A 24,933-nucleotide genomic window follows, 5' to 3' on the forward strand; every position below is an offset into this window, starting at 1 on the left:
GGCTCACCCCCGTACGCACGTGGCGCGAACGACCAGGTCCTCGTAGAGCCGGGCGTAGGGTTCCACTGCCTGGCACCAGTTGAAGGGTTGGGTCATGGCCAGGCAGCGCATGGCGTTGAGCAGCGGCTTTTTCTCGAACACGTAGAAGGCCCGGCCCAGGGCTTCGCGATAGCTCTCGACGGTGGATTCGTCGAAGAGGAAGCCGGTCACGCCGTTCTCGATGGTGTCGGCCAGGCCGCCGGTGTTGCGGGCGATCGGCAACGAGCCAAAGCGCTGGGCGTACATCTGGCTCAGGCCACAAGGTTCGTAGCGCGACGGCATCAGCAGGAAGTCGCTGCCGGCGAACATGCGCCGGGCATCGGTTTCGTTGAAGCCGATGCGCACGCCGATCCGGCCCGGGAAGCGCAGGGCCAGCTCGCGCATGGCCTGTTCCTCTTCGGGCTCGCCGCGGCCGATCACCGCGAGCTGGCCGCCCTGCTGGACGATGTACTCGGCCACGCCCAGGGTCAGGTCCAGGCCCTTCTGGTAGACCAGGCGCGAAACCACGGCGAACAGCGGCCCGGTGGAAGGCTCAAGGCCGAACAGCTCGCGAACCTGGGTGGCGTTGGCCGCTTTGCCTTCCCAATCGTTCAGGCCGAAATTATGTTGCAGGTGGCTGTCGGTGGCCGAGTTCCAGCTCTCGTCGATGCCGTTTGGGATACCGCTCAGCAGCCCTTGCTGGGCCTTGCTGGCGAGGAAGCCGTCGAGTCCGCAGCCGAACGCCGGCGTGGTGATCTCGCGGGCGTAGGTGGCGCTGACCGTGGTGATGTGGCTGGAGTAGGCCAGGCCCGCCTTGAGGAACGACAGCTTGCCGTAGAACTCCATGCCTTCCTGTTGCAGCGCATGCTCGGGAATCGCCAGCTCCGGGCAGCAGCCCAGGCTGTGCACGCCCTGGTAGGCAAGGTTATGGATGGTGAACAGGGTCGGCGTGTTCAGGCCGCGCCAGTGCATGTAGGCGGGGGCCAGGCCCGCAGGCCAGTCGTGGGCATGGATCAGCTCGGGCGTCCAGTGGACCATGCCTTCGCCGGCAGCGATTTCCGCCGCCGCCAGGCCCAGGCGGGCAAAGCGGATATGGTTGTCCGGCCAGTCGCGACCGTTGTTGGCACCGTACGGCGTGCCTTCGCGCTGGTACAGCTCGGGGCAGATCAGCACGTAGATGACCAGGCCGTCGGGCAGGTCCATGCGCCCGATCTGGCAAGGCGGCAGGGCGGCATGGCCACCGAGGTGGCCGACCACATGGATGGGGTAGTCGCTGTCCATGACCTGGGGGTAGCCCGGAATCAGCACCCGCACATCGTGCAAATGGCGCAGGGCGCGGGGCAGGGCGGCGGAGACGTCGCCAAGGCCGCCGGTCTTGACCAGGTCGGCGATTTCCGAAGTGACGAACAAGACTTTGCGTTTGTGCCGGTTCTGCCTGTTATCGCCAATGAAGCCACGGCCGGTGGTGACGATATCACTGCCCACGGGGGCGCTGGTGTCTGGATTGAACTGCGGTTCGACAGCGGCACTGATCATTTAACTTCTCTCCGTCCCTTGTACTGATGGGCGATTCGCCCGAATTCGATGCCTGTATCCCTTCTCTCTTTTTCTGCTGGCGGTGTTGCGTCCCTGTCGTCCGTGCAAGCGCTGCGCCAATCGGCGCTCCTGCCGTTGACGAGGTGACGAAGGGTAGAGATGGGCGGGCCGCGTCCGGAATGCCGGAAACGATGACCTACTTGAATTCCTGACTGGCCGGTTTCACGGAAGGTTCAAACTTTTTTGGATGGTGCTTCCGTGCGGCTGGCAGGCAGGATTGATGAGTGTAGGAGACGCGGGGGACGGGTGTGACCCGTTGGTCACAATTTTGCGTTCGGGGCAGGGAGGGGCCTCATCGCGGCATAAAGGCTAGCGCGGTCAGGTAGGAGCGTGGCTTGCCCGCGAAGGGCCGCAAAGCGGCCCCAAAACCATCCAGCACGAACTGGCTAGTAAATGGTTTTCTGGATTCAGCGCCTGCTTGGTCTCAGTGCCCCTGATGCTCAGCGTGGCAGGTTTTGGGGCCGCTTTGCGGCCCTTCGCGGGCAAGCCACGCTCCTACAGATCCTGCGTTGACCCAGCATCCGAGCCCTGAGCGAGGGATGTGTAGATGCCCATGCCTATCGCGGCCTAGCCGAGGATCGCCTTCATCTTGTCGCGCAACTGATCGATGCCGAATGGCTTGCTGATCATGTGCATGCCTTCGGGCAGGTCGATGCTCTGTCCATAGCCGCTGGCGAACATGATCGGTAGCTGCGGCCGCAATTCGCGGGTCTGGCGGGCCAGTTCCTTGCCGTCGATACCGGGCAGGCCGACGTCGGTGAGCATCAGCGCGAACTGCTGTTCACTGCGCAGCAGCGCGAGGGCTGTTTCCCCGTCTTCTGCTTCCCTGACCTCGTATCCCAGTTCCTCAAGTACGTCGAGCATCAGCATGCGCACGATGTCGTCGTCTTCAACGACCAGAAGCGGGAGGGTGTCGGGCATGGGTGACTCCTGAGGCAATGATGGTTACTCACTCTGTAAGCGGCACGCGGCTGGAAGTTCCCCGGGGCGACCTGGTTGAGCATAGCGGGGCCGTGATAATGCACGGAACGAATCCGGACGTCATGCCTCAAATGCTGGCTTTATGCCCTGCCAATAGCCGCGAAGACGGATAGACTGGGACATCAGCGCCGTTCAGGTCGCGCTCGCGCCCGACCCAAAGCCCAGAAAACAATTGTCACACTCTGCCGCATGGACCAACAGATGAATCAGTCAAGCCCTATCGACCAGCAGCGCTTCCAGAAGCTGTTGGTGCGCAACATCAGCCTGCCCCTGGGAGTGGGGCTGCTGAGTGCCGTGGTGTTCGTTGCGGTGATTGCGTACCTGCTTTCGGTGATCCAATGGGTCGGGCATACCGACCGGGTGATCAATAACGCCAACGAGTCGCTCAAGCTGTCCATCGACAAGGAAACCGGCATGCGTGGTTTCCTGCTGACCGGGGAAGAACACTTCCTCGACCCTTACGAGCTGGCCAAGCCGCGTATCGCGGCGCAGATGAATACCCTGCGCGAGCTGGTGGCGGATAACCCGATCCAGCTCGATCGCCTTAGCCGCCTCGAAGCCCTGCAGGCCGAATGGAATGCCTTCGGCAAGGAAATGATCGACCGGCGTCGCAATGGCGACGATTACCGCTCCGACATCGAGGCCGGTCGTGGCAAGCGCCTGACCGACCAGATCCGCAAGGAATACGAGGATTTCGTCGCCCTGGAGCAGCGCCTGCGGGCCGAGCGCAACGAGCAGGTGAGCACCACCACCTGGGTATCGATTTCCCTGTACCTGCTGTTCGTCGTGGTGGTCAGCGGCCTGCTGGCCTGGGTCGGGCGGCGCGACCTGGTCAACCTGTCGCGCAGCTACCAGGCCAATATCGACGCCCAGGAGCGCTCCACCCAGCGCCTGGAGCAACAGGCCTGGATCCGGAGCGGGCAGACCCAACTGGCCGAGCGGGTGCTGGGGCAGCAGACGCTGCCGACCCTCGGGCACAACATCCTGCAGTTCTTCTCCAACTACCTCGGCAGCGTGGTCGCTGCGCTCTACGTGCGCGACGAGTTCGACAACCTGCATCGCGTCGCCAGCTACGGCTTTTCCCGCGACCAGGAAGCCCTCGACCAGGTGGTCGGCCCTCGTGAGGGCCTGGTCGGCCAGGTGCTGGTGCAAAATCGCTTGCTGGCCCTGGAGGAAGTGCCGCAGGACTACTTCAAGGTCAGTTCGGGCCTGGGCGACGGCCTGCCGCGCAGCGTGATGCTGATGCCGATGACCCATGACGGGCAGATCAACGGGGTGATCGAACTGGGCTTCCTGCGCCCGCTGAACCCGCGCGACCATGAGCTGCTGGAGCGGGTTGCCGGCAACCTCGGTACCTCCATCGAAAGTGCCCGCTATCGTCAGCGCCTGCAGGAAGTGCTGGCCCAGACCCAACAGCTCAACGAGGAGCTGCAGGTCCAGCAGGAAGAACTCAAGACCGCCAACGAAGAGCTCGAGGAGCAGTCGCGGGTGCTCAAGGAGTCCCAGGCCCATCTGGAAACCCAGCGTGCCGAGCTGGAGCAGACCAACGAGCAGCTGGCCGAGCGTACCGAAGCCCTGGCCTCGCAGCGCGACGCCCTGGACATCAAGAACAACGAACTCAACGAAGCGCAGATCCAGTTGCAGGAACGTGCCGAGGAGCTGCAGCGGTCGAGCAAATACAAGTCGGAGTTCCTCGCCAACATGTCCCACGAGCTGCGTACGCCGCTCAACAGCACGCTGATCCTGGCCAAGCTGCTGGCCGAGAACCCGCAGGACAACCTCAGCGACGAGCAGGTCAAGTACGCCGAGTCGATCTACTCTGCCGGCAACGACCTGCTCAACCTGATCAACGATATCCTCGACATCGCCAAGGTCGAGGCCGGCAAGCTCGACGTGCGTGCCGAGACCTTCCAGGTGGCGCGCCTGGCCGACGGCCTGCGCGGGCTGTTCGAGCCGCTGGCGGCGGACAAGGGCCTGGCCTTCGCCGTCAACGTCGAGCCGCAGGTGCCGGCGACCCTGTACTCCGATCGCCAGCGCCTGGAGCAGATCCTCAAGAACCTGCTGTCCAATGCACTCAAGTTCACCGAGCAGGGCCAGGTCAGCCTGACCGTGGCCGCGCAGCCCGGCGGCGGTGTGGTGTTCCGCGTGCAGGACAGCGGCATCGGCATTGCCGCCGATCAGCAGCAGGCGATCTTCGAAGCGTTCCACCAGGCCGACGGCACCACCAACCGCCGCTACGGCGGAACCGGCCTGGGCCTGTCGATCTCCCGTGATCTGGCGCGCCTGCTCGGTGGCGAGATCGAAGTGCAGAGCACTCCGGGGCAGGGCAGCGTATTCAGCCTGAGCCTGCCGGAAAGCTACGAGCCCATCGTCGACCAGACGCCATCGCTGGCGCCTGTTCGTGCGCAGCCGCTGGTACCGGCCGTGCCGACCCCGGCACCGCGGGTGGCGGCGCAGGGCGTGCCGCCGGCCGAGGGCGCGGTGCGTCGCCTGGCCTTCGAGGACGACCGGCACAAGGCGCCGTTCAGCAAGCGTTGCATCCTGGTGATCGAGGACGAGCCGAACTTCGCCCGCATCCTCTTCGACCTGGCCCACGAGCTGGGCTACAACTGCCTGGTCGCCCATGCCGCCGACGACGGCTTCGACCTGGCCGAACGCTTCGTCCCCGACGCCATCCTGCTGGACATGCGCCTGCCCGACCACTCCGGCCTGACCGTGCTGCAACGTCTCAAGGAACAGGCCGCGACCCGACACATCCCGGTGCACGTGATTTCCGTCGAGGACCGTATCGAGACCGCGCTGCACATGGGCGCGGTGGGCTATGTGGTCAAGCCCACCAGCCGCGAGGAGCTGAAAACCGTCTTCGCCCGCCTCGAAGAAAAACTCACCCAGAAGCTCAAGCACATCCTCCTGGTCGAGGACGACGACCTGCAGCGCGAGAGCATTGCCCGCCTGATCGGCGACGACGATGTGCAGATCACCGCCGTGGCTACCGCCCAGGAGGCCCTGGAACTGCTCAAGGCGCACATCTACGACTGCATGGTGATCGACTTCAAGCTGCCGGACATGCCGGGCAACGAACTGCTCAAGCGCATGACCGTCGACGAGATCCAGTCTTTCCCGCCGGTGATCGTCTACACCGGGCGCAACCTGAGCCGCGATGAAGAGACCGAACTGCTCAAGTATTCGCGTTCGATCATCATCAAGGGCGCGCGCTCGCCGGAGCGGCTGCTGGACGAAGTGACACTTTTCCTGCACAAAGTCGAATCGACGCTGTCCCACGAAAGGCAACGCATGCTGCGCACCGCGCGCAGCCGCGACAAGGTCTTCGAAGGACGCAGGATCCTCCTGGTGGACGACGATGTGCGTAATATCTTCGCCCTGACCAGTGCTTTGGAGCACAAGGGCGCCCTGGTGGAGATCGCGCGCAACGGTCGCGAGTCCATCGAACGCCTGGAGGAGCAGGGCGGTGATATCGACCTGGTACTGATGGATGTGATGATGCCGGAGATGGATGGTTTCGAGGCGACCCGCCTGATCCGCAAGGACCCGCGCTGGCGCAAGCTGCCGATCATCGCCGTCACCGCCAAGGCAATGAAAGACGATCAGGAACGCTGCCTGCAGGCAGGCGCGAACGACTACCTGGCCAAGCCGATCGACCTTGACCGGCTGTTCTCCCTGATCCGCGTGTGGCTGCCGCAACTGGAGCGAATTTGACTAGCGAGCGTAATACCGACATCGAAATCCGCCTGCTGATCGAGGCCATCTACCTCAAGTACAGCTACGATTTCCGCGACTACTCCGGCGCTTCGATCAAGCGCCGGATCCTGCATGCCGTGCGCCAGTTCGACTGCGCCACGGTGACCGCGCTGCAGGAGAAGGTGCTGCATGACCCGGGCATCTTTCTGCAATTGCTGCAGTACCTGACCATCCCGGTCAGCGAGATGTTCCGCGACCCCAGCCACTTCCTCGCGCTGCGCCGGGAGGTGGTCCCGCACCTGAAGACCTGGCCATCGATCAAGATCTGGATCGCCGGCTGCAGCACCGGCGAAGAGGTATATTCCATGGCCATTCTGCTGCGCGAGGAAGGCTTGCTGGAACGCACCATCATCTACGCCACGGACATCAATCCCAACTCCCTGGAGAAGGCCAAGCAGGGCATCTACAGCATGGACGCCATGCGCACCTACGAGCGCAACTACGTGGCTGCCGGCGGTACCCGGGCATTCAGCGACTACTACACCTGTGCCTACGGCAACGCCATCATGGACGGCAGCCTGCGGGAAAACGTGACCTTCGCCGACCACAGCCTGGCCACCGATAGCGTGTTCTCCGAAACCCAGTTGGTGTCGTGCCGCAACGTGCTGATCTATTTCAACAAAGACCTGCAGGATCGCTCCTTCGGGCTGTTCCATGAGTCCTTGTGCCACCGCGGGTTCCTCGTTCTGGGCAGCAAGGAGACCCTGGATTTTTCCGCCTATGCCAAACGTTTCGAGGCGCTGGTCAAGCCCGAACGGATCTACCGCAAGCTATGAGACGCATCGAAGCGATCGTCATGGGCGCCTCGGCCGGCGGGGTCAGCGCGTTGCTGACGGTAATGGCCTGCCTGCCCAGGTTCTATCGCCTGCCGCTGATCTGCGTGCTGCACCTGCCCGATGACCACGACAGCCGCCTGGCCGAGGTCTTCGCCCGCAGGCTGGGACGGCCGGTGGTGGTGGCGCGGGACAAGGAAAGCATCGAGGCGGGAATGATCTATGTTGCCGGGCCCGGCTATCACCTGTCGGTGGAGCGTGACCGCAGCCTGTCCCTGAGCCAGGAGGAGCGCGTGCACTTCTCCCGCCCGTCGATCGATATCCTCTTCGAATCCGCCGCCGACGCCTATGGGGCAAACCTCGCCGGAGTATTGCTGACCGGGGCCAATGAAGATGGTGCCGCCGGTCTGGCACGAATCAGCCAGTACGGTGGTCTGAGCATCGTCCAGGACCCGGCCGAAGCCCAGGTCCCGGCCATGCCGGAGGCAGCGCTGGCGCTGCATCGGCCCGACCATATACTCCCTTTGAATGGCATCGGGCATTTGCTCGCCAAGCTGGAATCACAAGAATGCTGAGCCACATCCAAGCCAAACTGCTGATCGTCGATGATCTTCCGGAAAACCTGCTGGCGCTCGAAGCGCTGATCAAGGCCGAGGATCGCGAGGTCTACCAGGCAGGCTCCGCCGACCAGGCCCTGTCGCTGCTGCTCGAGCACGAATTCGCCCTGGCCATCCTCGATGTGCAGATGCCCGGCATGAACGGTTTCGAGCTGGCCGAGCTGATGCGCGGGATGGAGAAAACCAAGCACATCCCCATCGTCTTCGTCAGCGCCGCCGGGCGCGAGATGAACTATGCGTTCAAGGGCTATGAAAGCGGCGCGGTGGACTTCCTGCACAAGCCGCTGGATACCCTGGCGGTGAAGAGCAAGGTCAAGGTCTTCGTCGAGCTGTATCGCCAACGCAAGGCCCTGGACCGTCAGGTCCAGGCTCTGGCGCGCAGCCAGCAGGAGCAGCAGCAACTGCTCGAACAGCTGCAGGTGGCACGGGGCGAGCTGGAGCGGGCCGTGCGCATGCGCGACGACTTCATGTCGATCGTTTCCCACGAGGTGCGTACGCCGCTCAACGGCCTGATCCTGGAGACCCAGCTGCGCAAGCTGCACCTGTCCCGGGACAACGCCGACGCCTTCACCCTCGACAAGATGCGGGCCATGGTCGAGCGCGACGAGCGCCAGATCAACAGCCTTATCCGGCTGATCGAGGACATGCTCGATGTATCGCGGATCCGCACCGGCAAATTGTCCATCAGCCCGTCGCGCTTCAACCTGACCCAGCTGGTCGGTGGCCTGGTGGAGAACTTCGCGGCCCAGGCCGCGGCGGTCGGTTCGGTCATCGAGCTGGAAGTTGCCGGGCCGCTGGAAGGCATCTGGGACGAGTTCCGTATCGAGCAGGTGATCGCCAACCTGCTCAGTAACGCCTTGCGTTACGGTGCCAAACGGCCGGTGCAGGTGCGCGTGCTGGATGACCAGGGCATGGCCTGCGTCGAAGTGCGCGACCAAGGCATCGGCATCAGCCCGGAGAACCAGCGGCGAATCTTCCAGCAGTTCGAACGGGTCGACTCCACCCACAGCGTCGCCGGGCTCGGCCTGGGGCTGTATATCTCCGAACAGATCGTCCTGGCCCACGGCGGGCGCATTTCGGTCAGCAGCGCCGAAGGCGAGGGTGCGACTTTCCGCGTCCATCTGCCGCTGGTATGCGATGTGCATGAACAAAATGATGAAAGTGGTCGCTCCGAAGCAACCTCTGCGTAGCCCCGGGGTCAGATGGTCATCATCACCCGAATGAAAAGAATCAAGGCGTTGGCATGAGCGTAGATGCGCAAGATGTAGTACTGGTCGTCGAGGACGAGCCGGTTATCCGTATGGTCCTCAATGACTACCTGTCGGGGGAGGGCTACCGCGTCCTCCTGGCCGAGGATGGCGCCCAGGCGTTCGAGATCCTCGCCAGCAAGCCGCACCTGGACCTGATGGTCACCGATTTTCGCCTGCCCGGCGGAATCTCCGGGGTCGACATCGCCGAGCCGGCGGTCAAGCTGCGGCCTGATCTGAAGGTCATCTTCATCAGCGGCTATCCGGCGGAAATCCGCGAATCCGGCAGCCCCATCGCCTTCCGCGCGCCAATCCTGGCCAAGCCGTTCGACCTCGATAGCCTGCGCGAACAGATCCAGGCGCTGTTGGCCTGAGCATCAGCCTGTTCTTACGCCCTGAGTCGATTTCCCTTATACCCCGCGATTGCGCGGGGTGATCCGATCGGTTCCTTGTTCTCACGACACAGGAACCGTCATGAATCCGACACTCCCTCCGCGACATCAGGACATCACCCTGCACCTTGGGCTGTTCTTCGACGGCACCGGCATGAACCTGCATAACTGCGGGCGAGAAGGGGCCGGCAGCGATGCCCTGGGCGAAAGCAACGTGGCATGGCTGTTCCAGCGCTATCGGCACAGCCTGCATGTGCCCGCTGATGTGCGGCAGGCTGCGCTGGCCGTGTACATCGAAGGTATTGGCACCGAGTGCGGTGAGCCCGACGCCCTGCTCGCCCAGGCTACCGGACGGGGCGCTTCGGGCGTGGCGGCGCGGGTGGCGCAGGTGCCGAGGCAGGTCGAGGCGTTGCTCCAGCGTTTCCTGATGGACAATCCGTCGGTGGCGGTTTCGGACATCAAGCTCGATCTGTTCGGATTCAGTCGCGGCGCTGCGGCCGTACGTCACCTGGCCAACGACCTGCAGGGGCTGCGCAGCGTCTGTGGTGATCTGCCGTTGAGCCTGAATTTCATCGGTCTGTTCGACACGGTGGCCAGCATCATCGCGCCGCTCAAGGGCAACCTGAGCGCGGCCAATGCCGACTTTGACGGCTTGCGCCTGGCCCTGCGCGCCAATCAGGCGCGGCGGGTGGTGCATCTGGTGGCGGCGGATGAGCGGCGTTTGAATTTCCCCCTGGTTGCCGGGCCGGACGACCGGCTGTTGCCTGGGGATCACTGCGATATCGGCGGGGGCTATCGGGACGGGCTCGAGCGTCTGGTGCTGGAGCGGCCATTCAGCAGCCTTGAGTGGGCGCATGTGCCGCTGGAGAAGACCCGGGCCTGGCAACTGGCGAACCAGTGCCTGGAGCGTCGTCGCCAGGAATGGGAGGCACTGGGGCTGAGCGTGCAGCTGCAAAGTCGCAGCATCGACCAGCCTTTCCTGCCCAAGCGCGATATCCAGCGGGAAAAGCGGGTGAGGGTGTGGATTCAGGGGGAGCGCCAGGTGAGTGGCGCGTTGTCGCGCGTGTACCTGCGCTTGATGCATGAACAGGCGGTGCAGGCCGGCGTGCCGCTGGAGCCGGACGACTGGACCTTGCCCGAAGAGTTGCAGGCCATCGCCGCCAAGGTGCTCTGCGGGCAGGCGCCGGATGCGCAGGAGATCGGCCTGCTACGGCGTCGCTACATCCACTGCTCGGCCAACTGGAACGCGGTGTTGCATTCGGACAGTCCGTTGCTGGACAGCCTGTTCATCAACCGGCCTACGGCGGACGGGGTCAGGGTAGTTCATTCGGTCATCGAATGAGCAAGGCCTGGACGCTGGCACCGCCGGTTCCCAGGCGTCGCCAGCGACGGAGCCGGCTGCATCAGCCAGGCGTCAGCACCCTGAGCGCATTGCGGTAGAAGAACTTCTCCACCACCTCATCCCTGAAGCCCAGGCGCTGCGCATCCTCGATGCTCTGCCCGATCGGGCGGAAGGTATACGAGGAGCCGAACAGCAACTGGTCGCCCAGGAAGCCGTTGGCTGCCTGCACGTACCCTTCACTGCCGGGCTGGAACAGGTACATATCCGGTACCAGGTGGATGTTCTCGTAGCGGAAGGCCACCCCGATAGCCTGCTGCACATTCGGCCAGTAGCCATGGCTGACGACGATCTTCAACTGCGGGAAGGCCCGCGCCACCGCAGCCAGGCGCCCCGGATCGTTGTAGGCCGGGTCCGGGGTGGTCGGCCCGCTCATGATGAACAGCGGCACACCGCGTTTTTGCAGGTGCTCGTAGATCGGCCAGTACAGGCGGTCGTCCGGATGCCGCGCAGGCTCGGCAAAGCCCGGCTCCAGGTCGATACCGGCAAGGCCCAGCACATCGATGGCCCGGTCGATTTCCGCGAGGGCACCTTCTATCCCTTGCAGCACCGGCTCCACCGCGCCGATGCCGAGCAGCTCGTGATGGCCGTGGACCACGCTGTGGACCAGGTCGTTGGACAGATGCTGCCCCGGGGTGTGCCGGCCCACCACCACGGCCTTGTCCAGCCCGGCTGCGCGGATTTCACCAAGGAAACCTTCCTGGGTCAGGGAGCGCTCGAAATGGTTGTCGGCACCCTGGGTACCGACCCGGCGATTGAGCCAGCGTGCAGTGTCGTGCTCGGGCGAGCCGGGTACGCCGCCGAAGAAAGGGTGCAGGTAGGCCGGGCGGCAGCGCAAGTCGATGATCTTCATGCCGCCTGCTCCTTGCCCTTGCCGGCACGGACATCGAAGGCACCGCCGGTGAAGGCGCCGTCCACGGTGACCTTGCCCTTGCCCGGCAGCAGCGGGAAGACCAGCTCGGCGAAGCGATAGGCTTCCTCCAGGTGCGGGTAACCGGACAGCACGAAGCTGTCCACTCCCAGCTCGGCATATTCCAGCAGACGGGCGGCGACGGTTTCTGCATCGCCGACCAGCGCGGTCCCGGCGCCACCGCGCACCAGGCCGACCCCGGCCCAGAGGTTGGGGGCCACTTCCAGCCGGTTGCGATCCCCGCCGTGCAGCGCCGCCATGCGTCGCTGGCCTTCGGAGTCCATCTTCGCGTAGTTGGCCTGGGCCGCGGCGATGGTGGCGTCGTCCAGATGGCTGATCAGTTCGTCGGCCGCGGCCCAGGCGGCTTCGCTGGTTTCGCGGACAATCACGTGCAGGCGCACGCCGAACCGCACGGTCCGGCCATGCTTGGCCGCGCGGGCACGCACGTCGGCAATCTTTTCGGCCACCGCGGCAGGCGGCTCGCCCCAGGTCAGATAGGCATCGACATGCTTGGCTGCCAGCTCATGGGCAGCGGGCGAGGAGCCACCGAAGTACAGCGGCGGGTAGGGCTGCTGCACCGGCGGGAAGAAGTTCTGCGCGCCTTCGACCTTCAGGTGCTTGCCCGCGAAATCGACGTTCTCGCCCTGCAGCAGGCGACGCCAGATGGTCAGGAACTCGTCCGAGGCTTCATAGCGCTGGTCGTGTTCGAGGAACACGCCGTCGGCGGCCAGTTCGGTGGCGTCGCCGCCAGGCACCACGTTGAGCAGCAGGCGCCCGTTGCTGGCCTGGTCGAGGGTCGCGGCCTGGCGCGCCGAGGCGGTGGGGTTGCCCAGCGAGGTGCGCAGCGCCACCAGCAGCTTGATGCGCTGGGTCACCGGCACCAGGCTGGCGGCGGTGACCCAGGGGTCCAGGCAACTGGCACCGGTGGGGATCAGCAGGCCGTCGTAGCCGAGCTGGTCGGCGGCCACGGCGATCTGGCGCATATAGGCGTTGGTGGCCGGACGGCCGCTGGCGGAGTGGCCAAGGTAGCGGGTGTCGCCGGAAGTCGGCAGGAACCAGAAAATATCGAGACTCATTGCAGTGTCCTTGTTGCCATCGTTGGTAGGTAGGCACGCGTAGCAAGGGGCTTTCTAGGAATTCAGATCGACAGGTTGATCACCCGGCCATCGAAGCCGCCGGGGGCAGGCCGGCGCTTGTTGACCACCAGTTCGCCGATGCGGATCAGGTGGGTGCGGGTGATGTTGCGCGACAGGCCGAGCAACTGCGCGGTGTGCACCTGGTTGTAGTGGCAGAAGTGGTAGGCGGCGCGCAGCAGGGCGTCCTCGACCTTTTCATGCAGGCCCTCGCCCTGTTCCTCGAAGAGTTGCAGCAGGGCGCGCTGGAGCAGTTCGTCAGCGCTTTCCTGGCGTGGCTTGTTGTCGCCCTCGCGCTCGATGCGCAGGTTCGACAGGTGCAGGTCTTCGGCGCGGATCACCTGGTCGCGGCACAGCAGCAGGGTGTGGTGGATGACGTTTTCCAGCTCGCGGATGTTGCCGGGCCAGTCGTAGCTTGCCAGGCGCTGGCGGGCTTCTTCGCTGAGGCTGACTTCGGCGTAGCCGAGGCGCCGGCTGTATTCGGCGATGAAGTGCCGGGCCAGCGGCAGGATGTCCCCCGGCCGTTCGCGCAGCGGGTGCAGTTGCAGGCTGACCACGTTCAGGCGGTAGTACAGGTCTTCGCGGAAGTGCCCGGCGTTGATGGCCTTCTCCAGTTGCACGTTGGTCGCCGCCAGCACCCGCACATTGATCGGGATGCTCTTGCGCGAGCCCAGGCGCACCACTTCGCGCTCCTGCAGTACGCGCAGCAGCTTGACCTGGATGGGTATCGGCAGGTCACCGATTTCGTCGAGGAACAGGGTCCCGCCGTCGGCTTCCTCGAACCAGCCGGCCTTGGCGGCCAGGGCGCCGGTGAAGGCACCTTTCTCATGGCCGAACAGCTCGGCTTCCACCAGCGACTCGGCAAAGGCGCCGCAGTTGACCGCCACGAACGGCCCGTTGCGCCGGCCACTGAGGTTATGGATATGCCGCGCCACCAGTTCCTTGCCGGTCCCGGTTGCGCCGATGATCAGCACGCTCGCCTCGCTGGGCGCGACCTGTTGCAGGTGGGCCAGCAGCGCTTGCGAGCGCGGGTCTTCGAAGACCTGCGCGGTGGCGCGGATCGAGGTGGCCAGGGTCGGGGACGGGGGCAGGGTCAGCAGTTGCATGGGCGGGCCTTATGAGTAGAAGGTCGGAGTCGGGCGCGTACCGTTGAGCGCCCATTCGCCGAGCTCGTGGACGCGGTAGTCCAGCGGGTCGTGCAGGGTCTGGGTGCGCAGGTTGCGCCAGTGCCGGTCGAACCGCAGCGAGGCGTGGGTGGCACGGGCGCCGGTGACCTCGAACAGGCGATTGCAGATGTCCAGGCCGTGGCGGGTCGCGGCGACCTTGGCGGTACCGATGGCCAGGGCCAGTTGTCCGCGCTCTTCGGCGCCGAGGGCGGTACCCTTGGCCCAGGCCTGGTCGAGCAGGTCGGCGGCACGGCCGATCAGCAGGCGCACGCTTTCCAGGCCGACCCAGAACTCACCGTAGTGGCGCAGCACATGAGGGTCTTCGCCGCTGTGGCGGGCGCTGGAGCGGAACCACGGACGGCTTTCGTTGAGGGTGTACTGGCGCGCTTCGGCGAAGGCGCCTTCGGTGATGCCGAGGAACAGGTTGGCGAAGTGCAACTGGGCGATGAGCGGACGCAGGCAGGCGAACGGCGTGCTCAGCGGACCGGGATCGAGGAGCAGCTCGCCGTGTTCGATGCGCACCCGCTCGAAGGTAGCGCTGCCGCTGTCGGTCTGGCGCTGGCCGATATTGTCCCAGTCGCCGTGCAGGGTGATTCCGCTGCGCGCACTCGGTACGGCGGCGATCAACAGCTTGCCGCCGGCGCTTTCATCCACTGCCGAGGCAATGAGCATTTCCGAATCGCTGGCGCCGGAGCAGAAGCTCTTCCTGCCGGAAAATTCCACCCAGCCATCGAAGCGCTTGACCACGGTGCGTGTGTCCAGCGGGTTCAGGGCATTGCCCCAGAACCAGTGCTTGCGCGCGGTCTGTTCGAACCAGGGCTCCCACTGTTCGGGACGGGAAAACAGGCGCACGGTGGCCAGCATCAGGTGCTGAAAACCGAAGACGTGGGCGATGGAACTATCGACCCGGGCGAATTCGCGGGTCACTTCCAGGGTTTCGCTCCAGCTGGCGCCAAGGCCGCCGTACTGGGTCGGAATGACCAGGCCGAGCAGGCCGCTGGCGCGCAGGGCATCGCGTTCGGCTTTCGGCGTGCCGCCGCGGGCGTCGCGTTCGACGGCGGTGGCGGCAAATCCGGCAGCCAGCTCACGGGCGATTTGCAGTGGGGTTTGCAAGGTAGGCGAGGGCAGGGTCATGGGCATGCCTCAAGCGATCTTGCGGGGTGCACTGTCGATCACCCCGCCAAGCACGGCGGCGGCGCGTTCCGCAGCCAGGGCGATGCGTGCCTGCAAGGCCGGGCTGGTGATGCGGTAATCGTCGAAATCGGCTTGCGAGGCGTAGACACCGATCGGCAGGGTCAGGGCCTGGAAGAAACTGAAGAGCGGGCGCAGTTGATGATCGATGACCAGCGCGTGGCGCTCGCTGCCGCCGGTAGCGGCGAGCAGCACCGGAGTGTCGATCAGGGCATCCTGGCCGATCAGGTCGAACAGGTGCTTGAACTGGCCTGGGTACGAGCCGCGATACACTGGGGCGGCGACGATCAGCAGGTCGGCCTGTTCGATGGCCAACAGTTGTGCCTCGACGTCGGCGGGCAATTCACTGCGCGACAGGGCGCCGCCGACGGGGCGGGCGATGTCGCCCAGTTCGATGACCTGCACGTTGAAGTCCAGATGCTGGCCGAGCGCGCCGATCAGGGCCTCGGTCAGGACCAGGGTGCGCGATGGGCGCCAGGCCCCACCGGAAACGGCGACGATGTTGAATGCGGTGCTCATTGATTCGGATTCCTTGGCGCTGTGGTTTTCCTGGAATGGAGCAAGAGCCGTTCCAGTTTCCATAAGCCTTATGAATCAATGGGTTGCATTGGTATCGCGGCTGCCCGAGGTGTTGGCACGGAAGGCAACTGTTGCCCAGGTGTTGCTAGGTGAACAGTTGCCCGGCGAACAGTGGCCGGGTGAGCAGGTTTTAGAGAAGTTTTCATATGCAGTCCAATTATCAATAAAGCTAGATCAATAACTGGAAGAAATATGCCGCTGATGGGGACTGCTCGGGAGAAGGAAATGTCATGGGAATGGGGTAGAGTCGGACACTTCGATTCCACGGATTGGAGCTTGCTGATGTCCTGCCCCCAGGTCTGTACCGGCGCCTTGCTGCAATGCAGCTTCGGTGCTGCGCCTTGCGCGCTGAATGTCCTGCCGGTCAACCGGGTGATGGTCGGTGGGGTGCCGGCGGCGAACATCATGGACCATATCCCGCTGGTCAATATCCCTACCTTCGGCATGTGCACGAGCATGGCCAACCCGATGGTCGCCGCCGCTACCGCCGCCGCCCTCGGGGTGCTGACGCCGATGCCGTGCATCCCGGCCACCGCCTCGCCATGGATTCCCGGCGCGCCCACGGTGCTGTTGGGCAACATGCCGGCGCTGGATGCCAACAGCATGCTGATGTGCAACTGGGCGGGGGTGATCAAGATCAACTTCGCGGGGCAGGTGCAGACCCTGATTCCTTGAGTTGCCTTGAGGGCCTAATCGCTGGCAAGCCAGCTCCCACAGCTCAAATCCCTGTGGGAGCTGGCTTGCCAGCGATTAGGCCCTCAAGGATCAAAGCAGATCCCGGACCTTATTCCGCGCCATTGGTCCACCACCACTTCAACCGCGAAACCGGTTTCCCCGCCGCATTCAGCGGCCGGCCATCCTCGGCATATTTCTGCCCCGGATCCAGCGCCTGGCCATTGAGGTACTGGGCCCTCATCGCCAGCTTGCCGTTGGCGTGATAACGCTGCTGCAACCCCTCGCGTACACCATTGCTGTACAGCTCGCGCTCGGCCACGCTGCCGTCGGGAAAGTAGCTGACCGCCTCGCCATGCAGCAGTCCGCGGCGGTAGCTGGCTGAACGCAGCAACTGGCCGTCCTCGCCGTAGAAACTAGCCACGCCTTCCAGTTTGTCGTTGCTGAACGGCAACCGTGCCGAGACCCGGCCATTGGCATGGAAGGTCTGGCTGACCCCGTGCAGCACCCCGCCGGCATAGTTGAGGCTGGCCTGGGGCCGGGCGTTTTCCTCGATGCGCAGGGGGCCGTCGAGGTCACCCTCGAGCAGCCGCCCGGTAAGCCGCGAGTCGCCGCGTTCGAGCTGGAAAGCATCACCCCTGGCGGTATTCTTCAATTGATCTTCACCAGTCCGCCCTTGATCGTCAGCATCCCCCCGCCATCCACGGTCTGTTCAGCGCCACCCTTGTTGGTCAGGCTGACGCCGGCGTCGTTGGTCAGGGTCGTGCCGGCCTTGTTCTCCAGCGAGGTGCCGGCCTGGTTGGCGAAGGAGGTACCGGCCTTCTGCGCGATGGACGTACTGGCCTGCACCGCCAGGTCGGCGCCGCTCTTGATGCTGAAGCTGGCACCGCTTTGCAGGGTGATGGATCCGCTGACCTTGATGCTCAGGTCGCCATCAATGGTCAGGCTGTAGTTGCCGCTGACCTTGTCGGTGTAGTTGCCGCCGGTCTGGTGGGTCTGGTCGCCGCCGACGGTGACGGTGCGGCTGTCCTTGACGTCGAGGCTGTCGCTGCCGGTCTGGATCGCCACCGTACGCTTGCCCTTTTCCAGGGTGATGGTTTCATCGCCTTCCTTGACCGTGCGGGTCCGGGCGTTCTTCACCGTCTGGGTTTCGTCGTGGCCGATGTCCACGGTGACATCGTTGAGCACCTTGGTATTGAAGTCCTTCTGCGCCTGGAGAAACACTTCCTCGCTGTCCTTCTTGTCGTCGAAGCGCAGGGCGTTGAAGCCGCCGCCGCCCTTCGACGAGTTGGTCATGATGCCCGACTGGGTCTGGTTTTCCGGCAGGGGCCAGGGCGGAGTGTTGTCGCCGTTGTACACGCAGCCGCTGACCAGGGGGCGGTCCGGGTCGCCATCGATGAAGGTAACGATCACTTCCTGGCCGACCCTGGGCACGAACTGCATGCCGAAGGCCTGGCCGGTCCAGGGCAGGACCACGCGGACCCAACACGAACTGCTTTCGTCGCCCTTGCCGTCGCGGTCCCAGGGAAACTGGATCTTGATCCGGCCATGTTGGTCGGTCCAGATTTCCTCGCTGGCCTTGCCGACCACCCTGGCGGTCTGGGTATGCATGCGCGGCTTGGGCGTGACCCGGGGCGGGCGGTAGGCGGTGGCCTTGGGGATAGCCTCGAAGCGGTTGCGGTAATGCTGGTGATCGACGTCGTGGGTGACCGAGGTCACTACCCAGTCGCTGTTCAGGGCGTCGTCGTCATGGCCGGCAAGGGAGAAGTAATGGCCGGGCACCAGCCAGCGGCAGTCGCTTTCGCCGATGAAGCGCTGCTCCTGGCTGCGCAGGCCGTCGACCCGTTGCTTGGTCAGGGCATCGCCGCGTGCCTTTTCGATGTAGCCGCCGGGGTGCTCGTAGAGGTTCAGCGGCCCGGCCTTGGCTTCGGCCTGGCTGTACAGCTCGGTGGTGGGTGTGGCGAAGGTGTAGTCGCTCGCCGAATAGACCCCGGCGACCGCCTGCATCACCAGTTGCCCGGAACGGATGCCGTGCAGCTCGCGCACCCCCATGCCCTGGCCCAGGTACTGGATGGCCGGGCCGTTGGGGATGGCCGGGAAGGCGTCGTTGTTGTCGGCCAGCACCAGCGTATGCACGCCAGCCTCGTGGGTGAAGAACCAGAAGATGCCGTCTTCCTCCAGCAACCGCGAGACGAAGGCGAAGTCGCTTTCGCCGTATTGCACGCAGTACTCCCTGGCCGTGTAGCTGCCGTTCAGGGACAGCTTGTAGTCGCTGAAGCCGTGGGCATAGAAGATCTGGCTGGCGATGTCCGCCGTGGTCAGGTTCTGGAATACCCGGTTGTTGCTCGCGAGGTTGAGCCACCACAGCCAGGGCCGCAGCAGCAACTGGTAGCGGTCGGCGCTGGCATCGGCGGGCATCTGGCGGATCTCGGCCACCAGGCCGTCCAGCGGGCGCATGTGCTCATCGTTGTGCAGGGTGACGGTGACATGGCTGGCGACCGCGTCAGCCAGGGCCAGCGCCGCATCCGAGTGCCCGCGCAGCATCAGCATGCCCAGGCCATTGAGCAGCTCGGTGCCGCTCAGCGCCTCGGGATAGAGATCGGGCAGGGCACTGGCGCTGAGGGAGAGGCTGGTGGTGCTGTCGGTGGCGCGGGGCATCTAGGGCTCTCGGGATGGATCGGGCAAAACTGTGACTGTACACGGTCATGGCAGGCTCACGGCGCTTTTACTCAAGTGCCCACTCCGCCAGTTTTCCGGTGACCTGCTTCATCAGCACATTTTCGATATCCCGTGCGCCGGCGCCGCTGCATTTACCGAGTACCGCCTTGACGATGCCGCGGTCGAAGTCGAACTGCTTGCCGGTGGCGGCCTTGTAGCGTTCGCGCAGTTTCTCCAGCTTGGCCAGGACGATACCTTCCAGCGTGGCCTCGTCCAGCGGGTGGTAGGGCACCACGGTCATCCGCGCCAGGAACGCCGGGCGGAAGGCCTGCAACAGCACCTTGTGCAGGCGCTCGTTGAACGCGTCCCCGTCCAGGTCGGCCTTCGCCGTGTCGAGGATCAGCTCGGCACCGACGTTGCTGGTGGCAAGCATCACGGTGTTCTTGAAATCGACGATCAGGCCGCTGCCGTCTTCCATCACGCCCTTGTCGAAGACGTTGTAGAAGGCTTCCAGCACATCCGGGTGGGCCTTTTCGATCTCGTCCAGCAGCACCACCGAATAGGGTTTGCGCCGCACCGCTTCGGTGAGCACGCCGCCGCTGCCGTAGCCGACATAGCCGGGCGGGGCGCCCTTGAGCTGGCTGACGGTGTGGGCTTCCTGGTACTCCGACAGGTTGATGCTGATCAGGTTGCGCTCGCCACCGTACAGGGCGTCGGCCAGGGCGTAGGCGGTCTCGGTCTTGCCCACGCCGGTGGGGCCGGGCAGGAGGAACACACCGACCGGTTTCTGTGGGTCGGTCAGGCCGGCACGGTAGGCCTGCAGGCGCTGGGCGATGGTATCCAGCGCGGCTTTCTGGCCCATCACCCGCTGGCCCATGCGCTGGCCGAGGGTACGCACGGCATGGGCTTCGTCGGCGAGCATCTTGCCCACCGGGATACCGGTCCAGCCGGCGATCACCGCAGCGACGATCTTCGAGTCGACCTGCTCGGGTACCAGCGGATCATCCTGGCGAATGGCATCCAGGCCCGCCTCGAGCCGCAGCAGTTCGGCGGCCAGGTAATCGATGCGGCTGTCGGTGTCGGGATCGCGGCGTTCACCGTCGGCGTCGGCCTTCTCGCTCAGCGCCAGCAGCTCGCGGCGGGTTTCGAGCAATTCGCGCACGGCTTCGCGCTCTTCGCTCCAGCGACTTTCCAGCTCGCGCATGGCGTCCTGGTTGAGGGTCAGTTCGGTTTCCAGGGTGGTGATGCGGTCGCGGTGATCCTGGCCGGTGGCCTGCTCGCGACGCAGGCGCTGCAGTTCTTCATCGAGGCTGTGCTGGCGGTGGCGCAGGTTTTCCAGGGGCGGCGGCACGTCGTGCTGGCCGAGGGCAACCCGGGCGCAAGCGGTGTCGAGGATGCTGATGGCCTTGTCCGGCAGCTGGCGCCCGGAAATGTAGCGGTGCGACAGCTTCACCGCGTCCTGGATGGCGCTGTCCAACACCAGCACGCCGTGGTGCTGCTCCAGCCTGGCGGCGATGCCACGCAGCATCTGCACGCAGGTGGCTTCGCTCGGTTCTTCCACCTGGACCAGCTGGAAGCGTCGGGCCAGGGCCGGGTCCTTCTCGAAGTACTTCTTGTATTCCTGCCAGGTGGTCGCGGCCAGGGTACGCAGCTCGCCCCGGGCCAGGGCCGGCTTGAGCAGGTTGGCCGCATCGCTGCCACCTTCGGCGCCGCCGGCGCCGATCAGGGTATGGGCCTCGTCGATGAACATGATGGTCGGGCTGGGCGAGCTGCGCACGGCGTCTATCACGCCCTTGAGGCGCTGCTCGAATTCGCCCTTGACCCCGGCTCCGGCCTGGAGCAGGCCGAGGTCGAGTACCCGCAGGCAAACGTCCTGCAGGGCCGGTGGTACGTCGCCGGCGGCGATGCGCAGCGCCAGGCCTTCGACCAGCGCGGTCTTGCCCACGCCCGGCGCACCGACCAGGATCGGGTTGTTCTGCCGGCGGCGAAGGAGGATGTCGATGCATTGGCGGATCTCGCCTTCGCGACCGATGATCGGGTCGATGCGGCCGGCCCTGGCGTCGGCCGTGAGGTCCTGGGTGTATTGCTCGAGGACCGGGTCTTCGCTGCTGTTTGCCGAACCCTTGCCACGCTTGGGTGGCGCTGGCTCGGCCGGTTGCTCGCGGGAGCTGCGGGTCAGTTCCTGGAAGCGTGCGCGCAGGCTGTCCAGCGGGATGGCCAGCAGGCCGGAGGCGCTGTTGAGCAACTGGCTGCGCAACGCCTCGCGTTCCAGCAGGGTCAGCAACAACTGCCCGGAGCGGATACGCTGTCCGCCGCCGCGAATACTGGCCTGGAGCACGGTTTCCTTGAGCAGGTCGATGGTCTGCGCCGACAGCGATGGCGTGCGGGTATTGCCCGACTTGAACAGTTCCAGGGCCCGGTTGATCTGTTCGGCCAGCGCGTCGCGCTCGACCTTGAAGGGCGGCAGCAGGCAGGCCAGGTCGCCGCCCTGGATTTCCAGCAGTTCGAGGAGAAAGTGCTCCACCTCGACGAAATGATGGCCGCGCTGCAGGCAGCGCTGGGCGGCGCGCTCCAGGGCGTCGCGGGTATCCGGGTTCAAACAGGCGATCAGGCTGCCGAGTTCCATGTTCACTCCCTGTCGGGTTGGCGCAAGCGGGTTTCGATGCGCTGGAGCTGATCCGGAGCCGCGTGCCGGCGCACACCGTTGTTCCAGTTCAACCGGGTATCGTGCTGGCGGCCCAGGTGGAGCACGGGCGCACCCTTGATTTCGAGGACCAGCCTGCAGTCCAGGTCGGGACCGAAATACAGCGCGGCGAGGTCGGCCAACTGCCCGTGTACGTCGGCGCCGGGCAGCAATGAGTCGGCCTGGGCCTGGCTGAGCGGGCTGAACGTCAGGGTAATGCCGGCGTGCTCGTCCCAGATGTGCTTGCCGGCGATCGCCGTGCGCCCAAGGCTCAGGTTGCGCCGGCCACGGCCAAGCACGCTGCGGCTGCCGGGCGGTATTTCGCACCAGGCGCCGGTGTAGGGGGCGATGCTCAGCGGTAGGCCGAAATGATGGCGGACGATGGACACGAAGCCGGCCAGCGAGCGCCGTCCGCCGGCAAGCAGGGCGGTGCGCGCCAGCAGCACGGCGTCCGGCAGGCCCTGGCGCTCGTGCAGGCCTTGGGGCAGCAGGCCGCTCAAGGCACGCAGTTGCCGATGCACCGGGCTGGCCTCGGGCCTGGCGAAACCGAAGGCGATGCGATGCTTGCGCAGGGCGCGGTAGAGCAGGCTGAGCAGGCGATGCTGGAACAGGTCGAGAAATTCCGCCGGGGCATGGTCGCGGGCCACGGCACGCTGTTGCAGCCATTCCTGGAAGGCGTAGGGCAGCGGGCCGTCTGCACCGCCGAGGCCGAACACCGGGGTGCTCAGGATCGGCCGCGGATCCGTCGTGTCATGGCTGAGCTTTTCCACCTGTGCCACGGCAAACACCGGGGTCAGCGGGCCACGCAGGCGCACCGCTTCGTTCTGCGGGACGCTGCCGCAGCCGAGGGAGGTGGCCTTGCGGTTCTCGTGTTCGAGGATCAGCAGGGCCTGGAGCAGCTCGAAACCTTGCGGGCGCTCGCGCAGTGTCTGGCTCAGAGGCTCAGGGGCATGCCGGCTTGCGGGCTCCATGTCTTGATTTCCTTGGTGGGGTCATCGGCATCGACCAGTACCGTACTGATATAGCGGTTGGCGGTGGCATAGAGCGAGAAGAATTGCGCCAGCACCGCAGAAAACAGCACGGTGCTATGCCCGGCGAAGTGGGTCGGGTCAAGCTGGATGCGAACTTCCAGGCCCTTGCGCCAGCCGCGCCAGGCATCGTTGCCGACCTGGGCCACGCGACGTTCGCTGCTCAGGCTCTTCAGGCCGTCGATCTGGCGGCTGGCGCTGGCTTCGTTGCGCAGGTTGTGCAACACCAGGATTTCCCGCAGGGCCCCCAGGGCTTGCGGGCCTTCCACCAGCGACAGGTGATTGAGCGTGAGCTGCGACACCAGGCGCCAGCGCGACTGGCCGTCCAGGCTCGGTACCCCCTGGGCGCTGGGCGGGTTGACCAGGTATGCGCTGGCCGGTGCGCCGGGGCGCTCGAAGGATAGCCGGGTACCGGCCGCCAGGCTCTGCGCCAGATGGCGGTTGGTGCACAGCAGGTCGGCGCTGAGGCTGAAGTCCCAGGCCTGGCGCAGTGGATCGAAGCCGGGGTCCACCAGGCTGATCATCATGTCGCTGCCGATGCGGTTCGGGGTCAGCCCATGGATGCGCCGTGCGTGCCAGTACCGGGTGGCAGCGCTGCCGTGCTGGCTGCCGTAGTAGGGCGCCAGCGGGCGCACCACACCATCGGCGCCCAGGGCGCGCAGGCTGCGGATGCTGTGGATCTCGACGCTGTTTTCACGATGGCTGTCGGCGACCAGGCGGTATTCGCTGCTGCGTCCGTCCGGGCGCAAGGGCTCGGAGGTGCGGCGGAACAGATTGATCGCCGGGGCGCAGCCCAGGGCGAAGTCGCCGGGCTGCAGAAACAGGTGCGTGGGTGCCGGGCGGTCGAACACCAGGTACAGCTGCAGGCTGCTGCCCTCGATCTGGCGCGGGTCGAGGGGCAGGTCGAAGAAGTGGAATTTCTCCGGGAAGGCGAAGTACTCGGCCAGCAGGCGCAGACCGGGATGTACGCCGTCCTCCTCGGGCAGCAGTGCCTCGTGCTCGGCAAAGCCCACCACCTGCGGCAGGCGGTCCAGGCGCAGCAGGCGCTCGCGGCTGGCGCCATTGCACACCGCGATGGTATGGGCGCCCAGCAGGTCGTAAAGCGCGGCATTGACCATGGGCGATGCATCGAGGTGCACGCGCAGATGGCGCAGGTCTAGTTCGTTCCAGGACGCCTTGCCCAGGCAATCGATACGCAGGCGCAGGGCCGACGCGGCCTGGTGCAGCCCGGTCAGCTCGCGGGCCTCGTCGGCGCCGAGCAGTACCGCTTCGCTGATCTGCAACGGCCACAGGGTGACCTCGGCGCCGGTACGAAAATGCAGGCTGTCGCCACGGGTCGTGGTGACGAACAGCGGGGTATCGCGGGGCAGGGTATAGCCGCTGTCGAGCGCACCCTTGGTCAGGTCCGGTTCGAAGCGCACGATGGCGCAGGAGGGCAAGGGGCGCAGGGCCAGCGGGTAAAGCTGTTCCAGCAGGGCGTCGCTGAATTCGGCGTAGTCGTCGTCCAGGCGCCGTTGCAGGCGTGCCGAGAGCAGGGAGAAACCTTCCAGCAGCCGTTCCACATGAGGGTCCTGGCTCTCTCCGGGCGACAGCTCAAGGCGCCGGGCCACCTTGGGATAGCGCTCGGCGAAGGCGCTGCCGGCGTTGCGCAGCCAGGCCAGCTCGCGCTGGTAATAGTTGAGCAGCAGCGGGTCAATCGAGTCGCTCATGGCTGACCTCCACCGCCGAGTCATGCTTGTCCAGGACAAAGGCCACCGGCCACTGCTGGCCACCCTGGCGCAGCATGCCGCTGACCAGGATATTCAGCCGCCGTGGTTGTCCGGCCACCTGGCGTACTTCGACCTCGCCGGCCTTCAGGCGTGGTTCGAAGTGGTTGATGGCGGCGCGGACTTCCCGGGCGATGCGCCGGCGATCGTCGCTGTTGCTGGCCTGCAGGCCGCTCCAGTCGCCAATGCCGTAGTCCAGCACCGTGGGCGGCGTGCTCAGCGTCGGGCCCGCACGGCGGCTGTTGAGCAGCCGCGTCAGTTCCTCGCGGACCGAGTCGGCCAGGGCCTGGCGGTAGAGGGTCGGCGCCTCGCCCGCAGGGTCGCCGAGGCGTTCGAACAGCAGGGGGCGGTGACCGCTGGACATC

The 24,933-nt window shown here is 65.4% G+C and carries 20 protein-coding genes; 7 read left to right on the forward strand and 13 right to left on the reverse strand.

Annotation, left to right across the window (positions count from 1 at the left end):
• Positions 1–3: 3 nt before the first annotated feature.
• Both glgA and N7650_RS11360 read right to left on the reverse strand, forming a co-directional pair.
• Entirely contained in the window at positions 4–1,554 is a 1,551-nt protein-coding gene (gene glgA, locus N7650_RS11355) for a glycogen synthase GlgA (RefSeq protein WP_009406540.1), read from the reverse strand.
• Positions 1,555–2,181: 627 nt separating this feature from the next.
• Positions 2,182–2,535, reverse strand: a complete 354-nt coding sequence (locus N7650_RS11360) for a response regulator (RefSeq protein ID WP_279898241.1) — start codon at positions 2,533–2,535, stop codon at positions 2,182–2,184.
• A gap of 261 nt (positions 2,536–2,796) precedes the next feature.
• Here N7650_RS11360 and N7650_RS11365 point away from each other — a divergent pair, with 261 nt between their 5' ends.
• The 6 genes from N7650_RS11365 to N7650_RS11390 all read left to right on the forward strand — a co-directional run bounded on the left by N7650_RS11365 (position 2,797) and on the right by N7650_RS11390 (position 10,725).
• Entirely contained in the window at positions 2,797–6,312 is a 3,516-nt protein-coding gene (locus N7650_RS11365) for a response regulator (protein ID WP_009395344.1), read from the forward strand.
• Positions 6,309–7,130, forward strand: coding sequence for a protein-glutamate O-methyltransferase CheR (locus tag N7650_RS11370; RefSeq protein WP_009395346.1), 822 nt, complete (start codon positions 6,309–6,311; stop codon positions 7,128–7,130). Before N7650_RS11365 ends, N7650_RS11370 begins: the two co-directional genes overlap by 4 nt.
• Positions 7,127–7,702: a chemotaxis protein CheB gene (locus N7650_RS11375; RefSeq protein ID WP_279898244.1), complete on the forward strand. Its 576-nt coding sequence runs from the start codon at positions 7,127–7,129 to the stop codon at positions 7,700–7,702. Before N7650_RS11370 ends, N7650_RS11375 begins: the two co-directional genes overlap by 4 nt.
• Entirely contained in the window at positions 7,696–8,934 is a 1,239-nt protein-coding gene (locus tag N7650_RS11380; RefSeq protein WP_009395350.1) for a hybrid sensor histidine kinase/response regulator, read from the forward strand. The genes N7650_RS11375 and N7650_RS11380 overlap by 7 nt, the downstream gene beginning before the upstream one ends.
• A gap of 53 nt (positions 8,935–8,987) precedes the next feature.
• On the forward strand, positions 8,988–9,365 hold the full coding sequence (locus N7650_RS11385) for a response regulator (RefSeq protein WP_009395352.1): 378 nt from the start codon (positions 8,988–8,990) through the stop codon (positions 9,363–9,365).
• Positions 9,366–9,465: 100 nt separating this feature from the next.
• A complete protein-coding gene (locus tag N7650_RS11390) occupies positions 9,466–10,725 on the forward strand; it encodes a DUF2235 domain-containing protein (RefSeq protein ID WP_279898245.1) in 1,260 nt (419 codons plus the stop codon).
• A 61-nt stretch (positions 10,726–10,786) separates the two neighbouring features.
• Here N7650_RS11390 and N7650_RS11395 read toward each other — a convergent pair whose 3' ends face one another.
• The 5 genes from N7650_RS11395 to msuE form a co-directional block, all read right to left on the reverse strand.
• Complete coding sequence (locus tag N7650_RS11395) at positions 10,787–11,635, reverse strand: amidohydrolase family protein (RefSeq protein WP_009395356.1); 849 nt, start codon at positions 11,633–11,635, stop codon at positions 10,787–10,789.
• Positions 11,632–12,768: an FMNH2-dependent alkanesulfonate monooxygenase gene (gene ssuD / locus N7650_RS11400; RefSeq protein WP_009395357.1), complete on the reverse strand. Its 1,137-nt coding sequence runs from the start codon at positions 12,766–12,768 to the stop codon at positions 11,632–11,634. The genes N7650_RS11395 and ssuD overlap by 4 nt, the downstream gene beginning before the upstream one ends.
• 62 nt (positions 12,769–12,830) lie before the next feature.
• Positions 12,831–13,931 (reverse strand): sigma-54 dependent transcriptional regulator, encoded by a 1,101-nt coding sequence (locus N7650_RS11405; protein WP_009395359.1) that lies wholly within the window; start codon positions 13,929–13,931, stop codon positions 12,831–12,833.
• 9 nt (positions 13,932–13,940) lie between these two features.
• Positions 13,941–15,125 (reverse strand): acyl-CoA dehydrogenase family protein, encoded by a 1,185-nt coding sequence (locus N7650_RS11410; protein ID WP_064304255.1) that lies wholly within the window; start codon positions 15,123–15,125, stop codon positions 13,941–13,943.
• Between the two features lie 9 nt (positions 15,126–15,134).
• Positions 15,135–15,701 carry an FMN reductase gene (gene msuE, locus N7650_RS11415; protein WP_279898247.1) on the reverse strand — a complete coding sequence of 189 codons (567 nt, stop codon included), beginning with the start codon at positions 15,699–15,701 and terminating at the stop codon, positions 15,135–15,137.
• A gap of 342 nt (positions 15,702–16,043) precedes the next feature.
• On the opposite strand from msuE, the gene N7650_RS11420 reads away from it, so the two are divergent.
• Positions 16,044–16,436: a DUF4280 domain-containing protein gene (locus N7650_RS11420; protein WP_009395363.1), complete on the forward strand. Its 393-nt coding sequence runs from the start codon at positions 16,044–16,046 to the stop codon at positions 16,434–16,436.
• A 109-nt stretch (positions 16,437–16,545) separates the two neighbouring features.
• Here N7650_RS11420 and N7650_RS11425 read toward each other — a convergent pair whose 3' ends face one another.
• From N7650_RS11425 to tssE, 6 genes are all read right to left on the reverse strand, one after another.
• Entirely contained in the window at positions 16,546–17,088 is a 543-nt protein-coding gene (locus N7650_RS11425) for a toxin-antitoxin system YwqK family antitoxin (protein ID WP_279898249.1), read from the reverse strand.
• Entirely contained in the window at positions 17,085–19,091 is a 2,007-nt protein-coding gene (gene tssI, locus N7650_RS11430; RefSeq protein ID WP_279898251.1) for a type VI secretion system tip protein TssI/VgrG, read from the reverse strand. Before tssI ends, N7650_RS11425 begins: the two co-directional genes overlap by 4 nt.
• 67 nt (positions 19,092–19,158) lie before the next feature.
• Positions 19,159–21,717 (reverse strand): type VI secretion system ATPase TssH, encoded by a 2,559-nt coding sequence (tssH, locus tag N7650_RS11435; RefSeq protein ID WP_279898252.1) that lies wholly within the window; start codon positions 21,715–21,717, stop codon positions 19,159–19,161.
• A 2-nt stretch (positions 21,718–21,719) separates the two neighbouring features.
• Complete coding sequence (gene tssG, locus N7650_RS11440; RefSeq protein ID WP_279898253.1) at positions 21,720–22,745, reverse strand: type VI secretion system baseplate subunit TssG; 1,026 nt, start codon at positions 22,743–22,745, stop codon at positions 21,720–21,722.
• Positions 22,709–24,511 (reverse strand): type VI secretion system baseplate subunit TssF, encoded by a 1,803-nt coding sequence (gene tssF, locus N7650_RS11445; protein ID WP_279898255.1) that lies wholly within the window; start codon positions 24,509–24,511, stop codon positions 22,709–22,711. The genes tssG and tssF overlap by 37 nt, the downstream gene beginning before the upstream one ends.
• Positions 24,495–24,932 (reverse strand): type VI secretion system baseplate subunit TssE, encoded by a 438-nt coding sequence (gene tssE / locus N7650_RS11450; protein ID WP_279898257.1) that lies wholly within the window; start codon positions 24,930–24,932, stop codon positions 24,495–24,497. Before tssE ends, tssF begins: the two co-directional genes overlap by 17 nt.
• Position 24,933 lies beyond the last annotated feature (1 nt).

Source organism: Pseudomonas sp. GD04058 (assembly GCF_029836855.1).
GTDB classification, from domain to species: Bacteria; Pseudomonadota; Gammaproteobacteria; order Pseudomonadales; family Pseudomonadaceae; genus Aquipseudomonas; species Aquipseudomonas bharatica.

Coding starts and splice junctions, on each gene's coding strand:
- glgA (WP_009406540.1), bottom strand. CDS start 1,554: ATGATCAGTGCCGCTGTCGAACCGCAGTTCAATCCAGACACCAGCGCC.
- N7650_RS11380 (WP_009395350.1), top strand. CDS start 7,696: ATGCTGAGCCACATCCAAGCCAAACTGCTGATCGTCGATGATCTTCCG.
- N7650_RS11420 (WP_009395363.1), top strand. CDS start 16,044: ATGTCCTGCCCCCAGGTCTGTACCGGCGCCTTGCTGCAATGCAGCTTC.
- tssH (WP_279898252.1), bottom strand. CDS start 21,717: ATGGAACTCGGCAGCCTGATCGCCTGTTTGAACCCGGATACCCGCGAC.
- N7650_RS11365 (WP_009395344.1), top strand. CDS start 2,797: ATGAATCAGTCAAGCCCTATCGACCAGCAGCGCTTCCAGAAGCTGTTG.
- N7650_RS11410 (WP_064304255.1), bottom strand. CDS start 15,125: ATGACCCTGCCCTCGCCTACCTTGCAAACCCCACTGCAAATCGCCCGT.
- N7650_RS11375 (WP_279898244.1), top strand. CDS start 7,127: ATGAGACGCATCGAAGCGATCGTCATGGGCGCCTCGGCCGGCGGGGTC.
- tssI (WP_279898251.1), bottom strand. CDS start 19,091: ATGCCCCGCGCCACCGACAGCACCACCAGCCTCTCCCTCAGCGCCAGT.
- N7650_RS11390 (WP_279898245.1), top strand. CDS start 9,466: ATGAATCCGACACTCCCTCCGCGACATCAGGACATCACCCTGCACCTT.
- tssG (WP_279898253.1), bottom strand. CDS start 22,745: ATGGAGCCCGCAAGCCGGCATGCCCCTGAGCCTCTGAGCCAGACACTG.
- N7650_RS11385 (WP_009395352.1), top strand. CDS start 8,988: ATGAGCGTAGATGCGCAAGATGTAGTACTGGTCGTCGAGGACGAGCCG.
- N7650_RS11405 (WP_009395359.1), bottom strand. CDS start 13,931: ATGCAACTGCTGACCCTGCCCCCGTCCCCGACCCTGGCCACCTCGATC.
- N7650_RS11395 (WP_009395356.1), bottom strand. CDS start 11,635: ATGAAGATCATCGACTTGCGCTGCCGCCCGGCCTACCTGCACCCTTTC.
- ssuD (WP_009395357.1), bottom strand. CDS start 12,768: ATGAGTCTCGATATTTTCTGGTTCCTGCCGACTTCCGGCGACACCCGC.
- N7650_RS11360 (WP_279898241.1), bottom strand. CDS start 2,535: ATGCCCGACACCCTCCCGCTTCTGGTCGTTGAAGACGACGACATCGTG.
- msuE (WP_279898247.1), bottom strand. CDS start 15,701: ATGAGCACCGCATTCAACATCGTCGCCGTTTCCGGTGGGGCCTGGCGC.
- tssE (WP_279898257.1), bottom strand. CDS start 24,932: ATGTCCAGCGGTCACCGCCCCCTGCTGTTCGAACGCCTCGGCGACCCT.
- tssF (WP_279898255.1), bottom strand. CDS start 24,511: ATGAGCGACTCGATTGACCCGCTGCTGCTCAACTATTACCAGCGCGAG.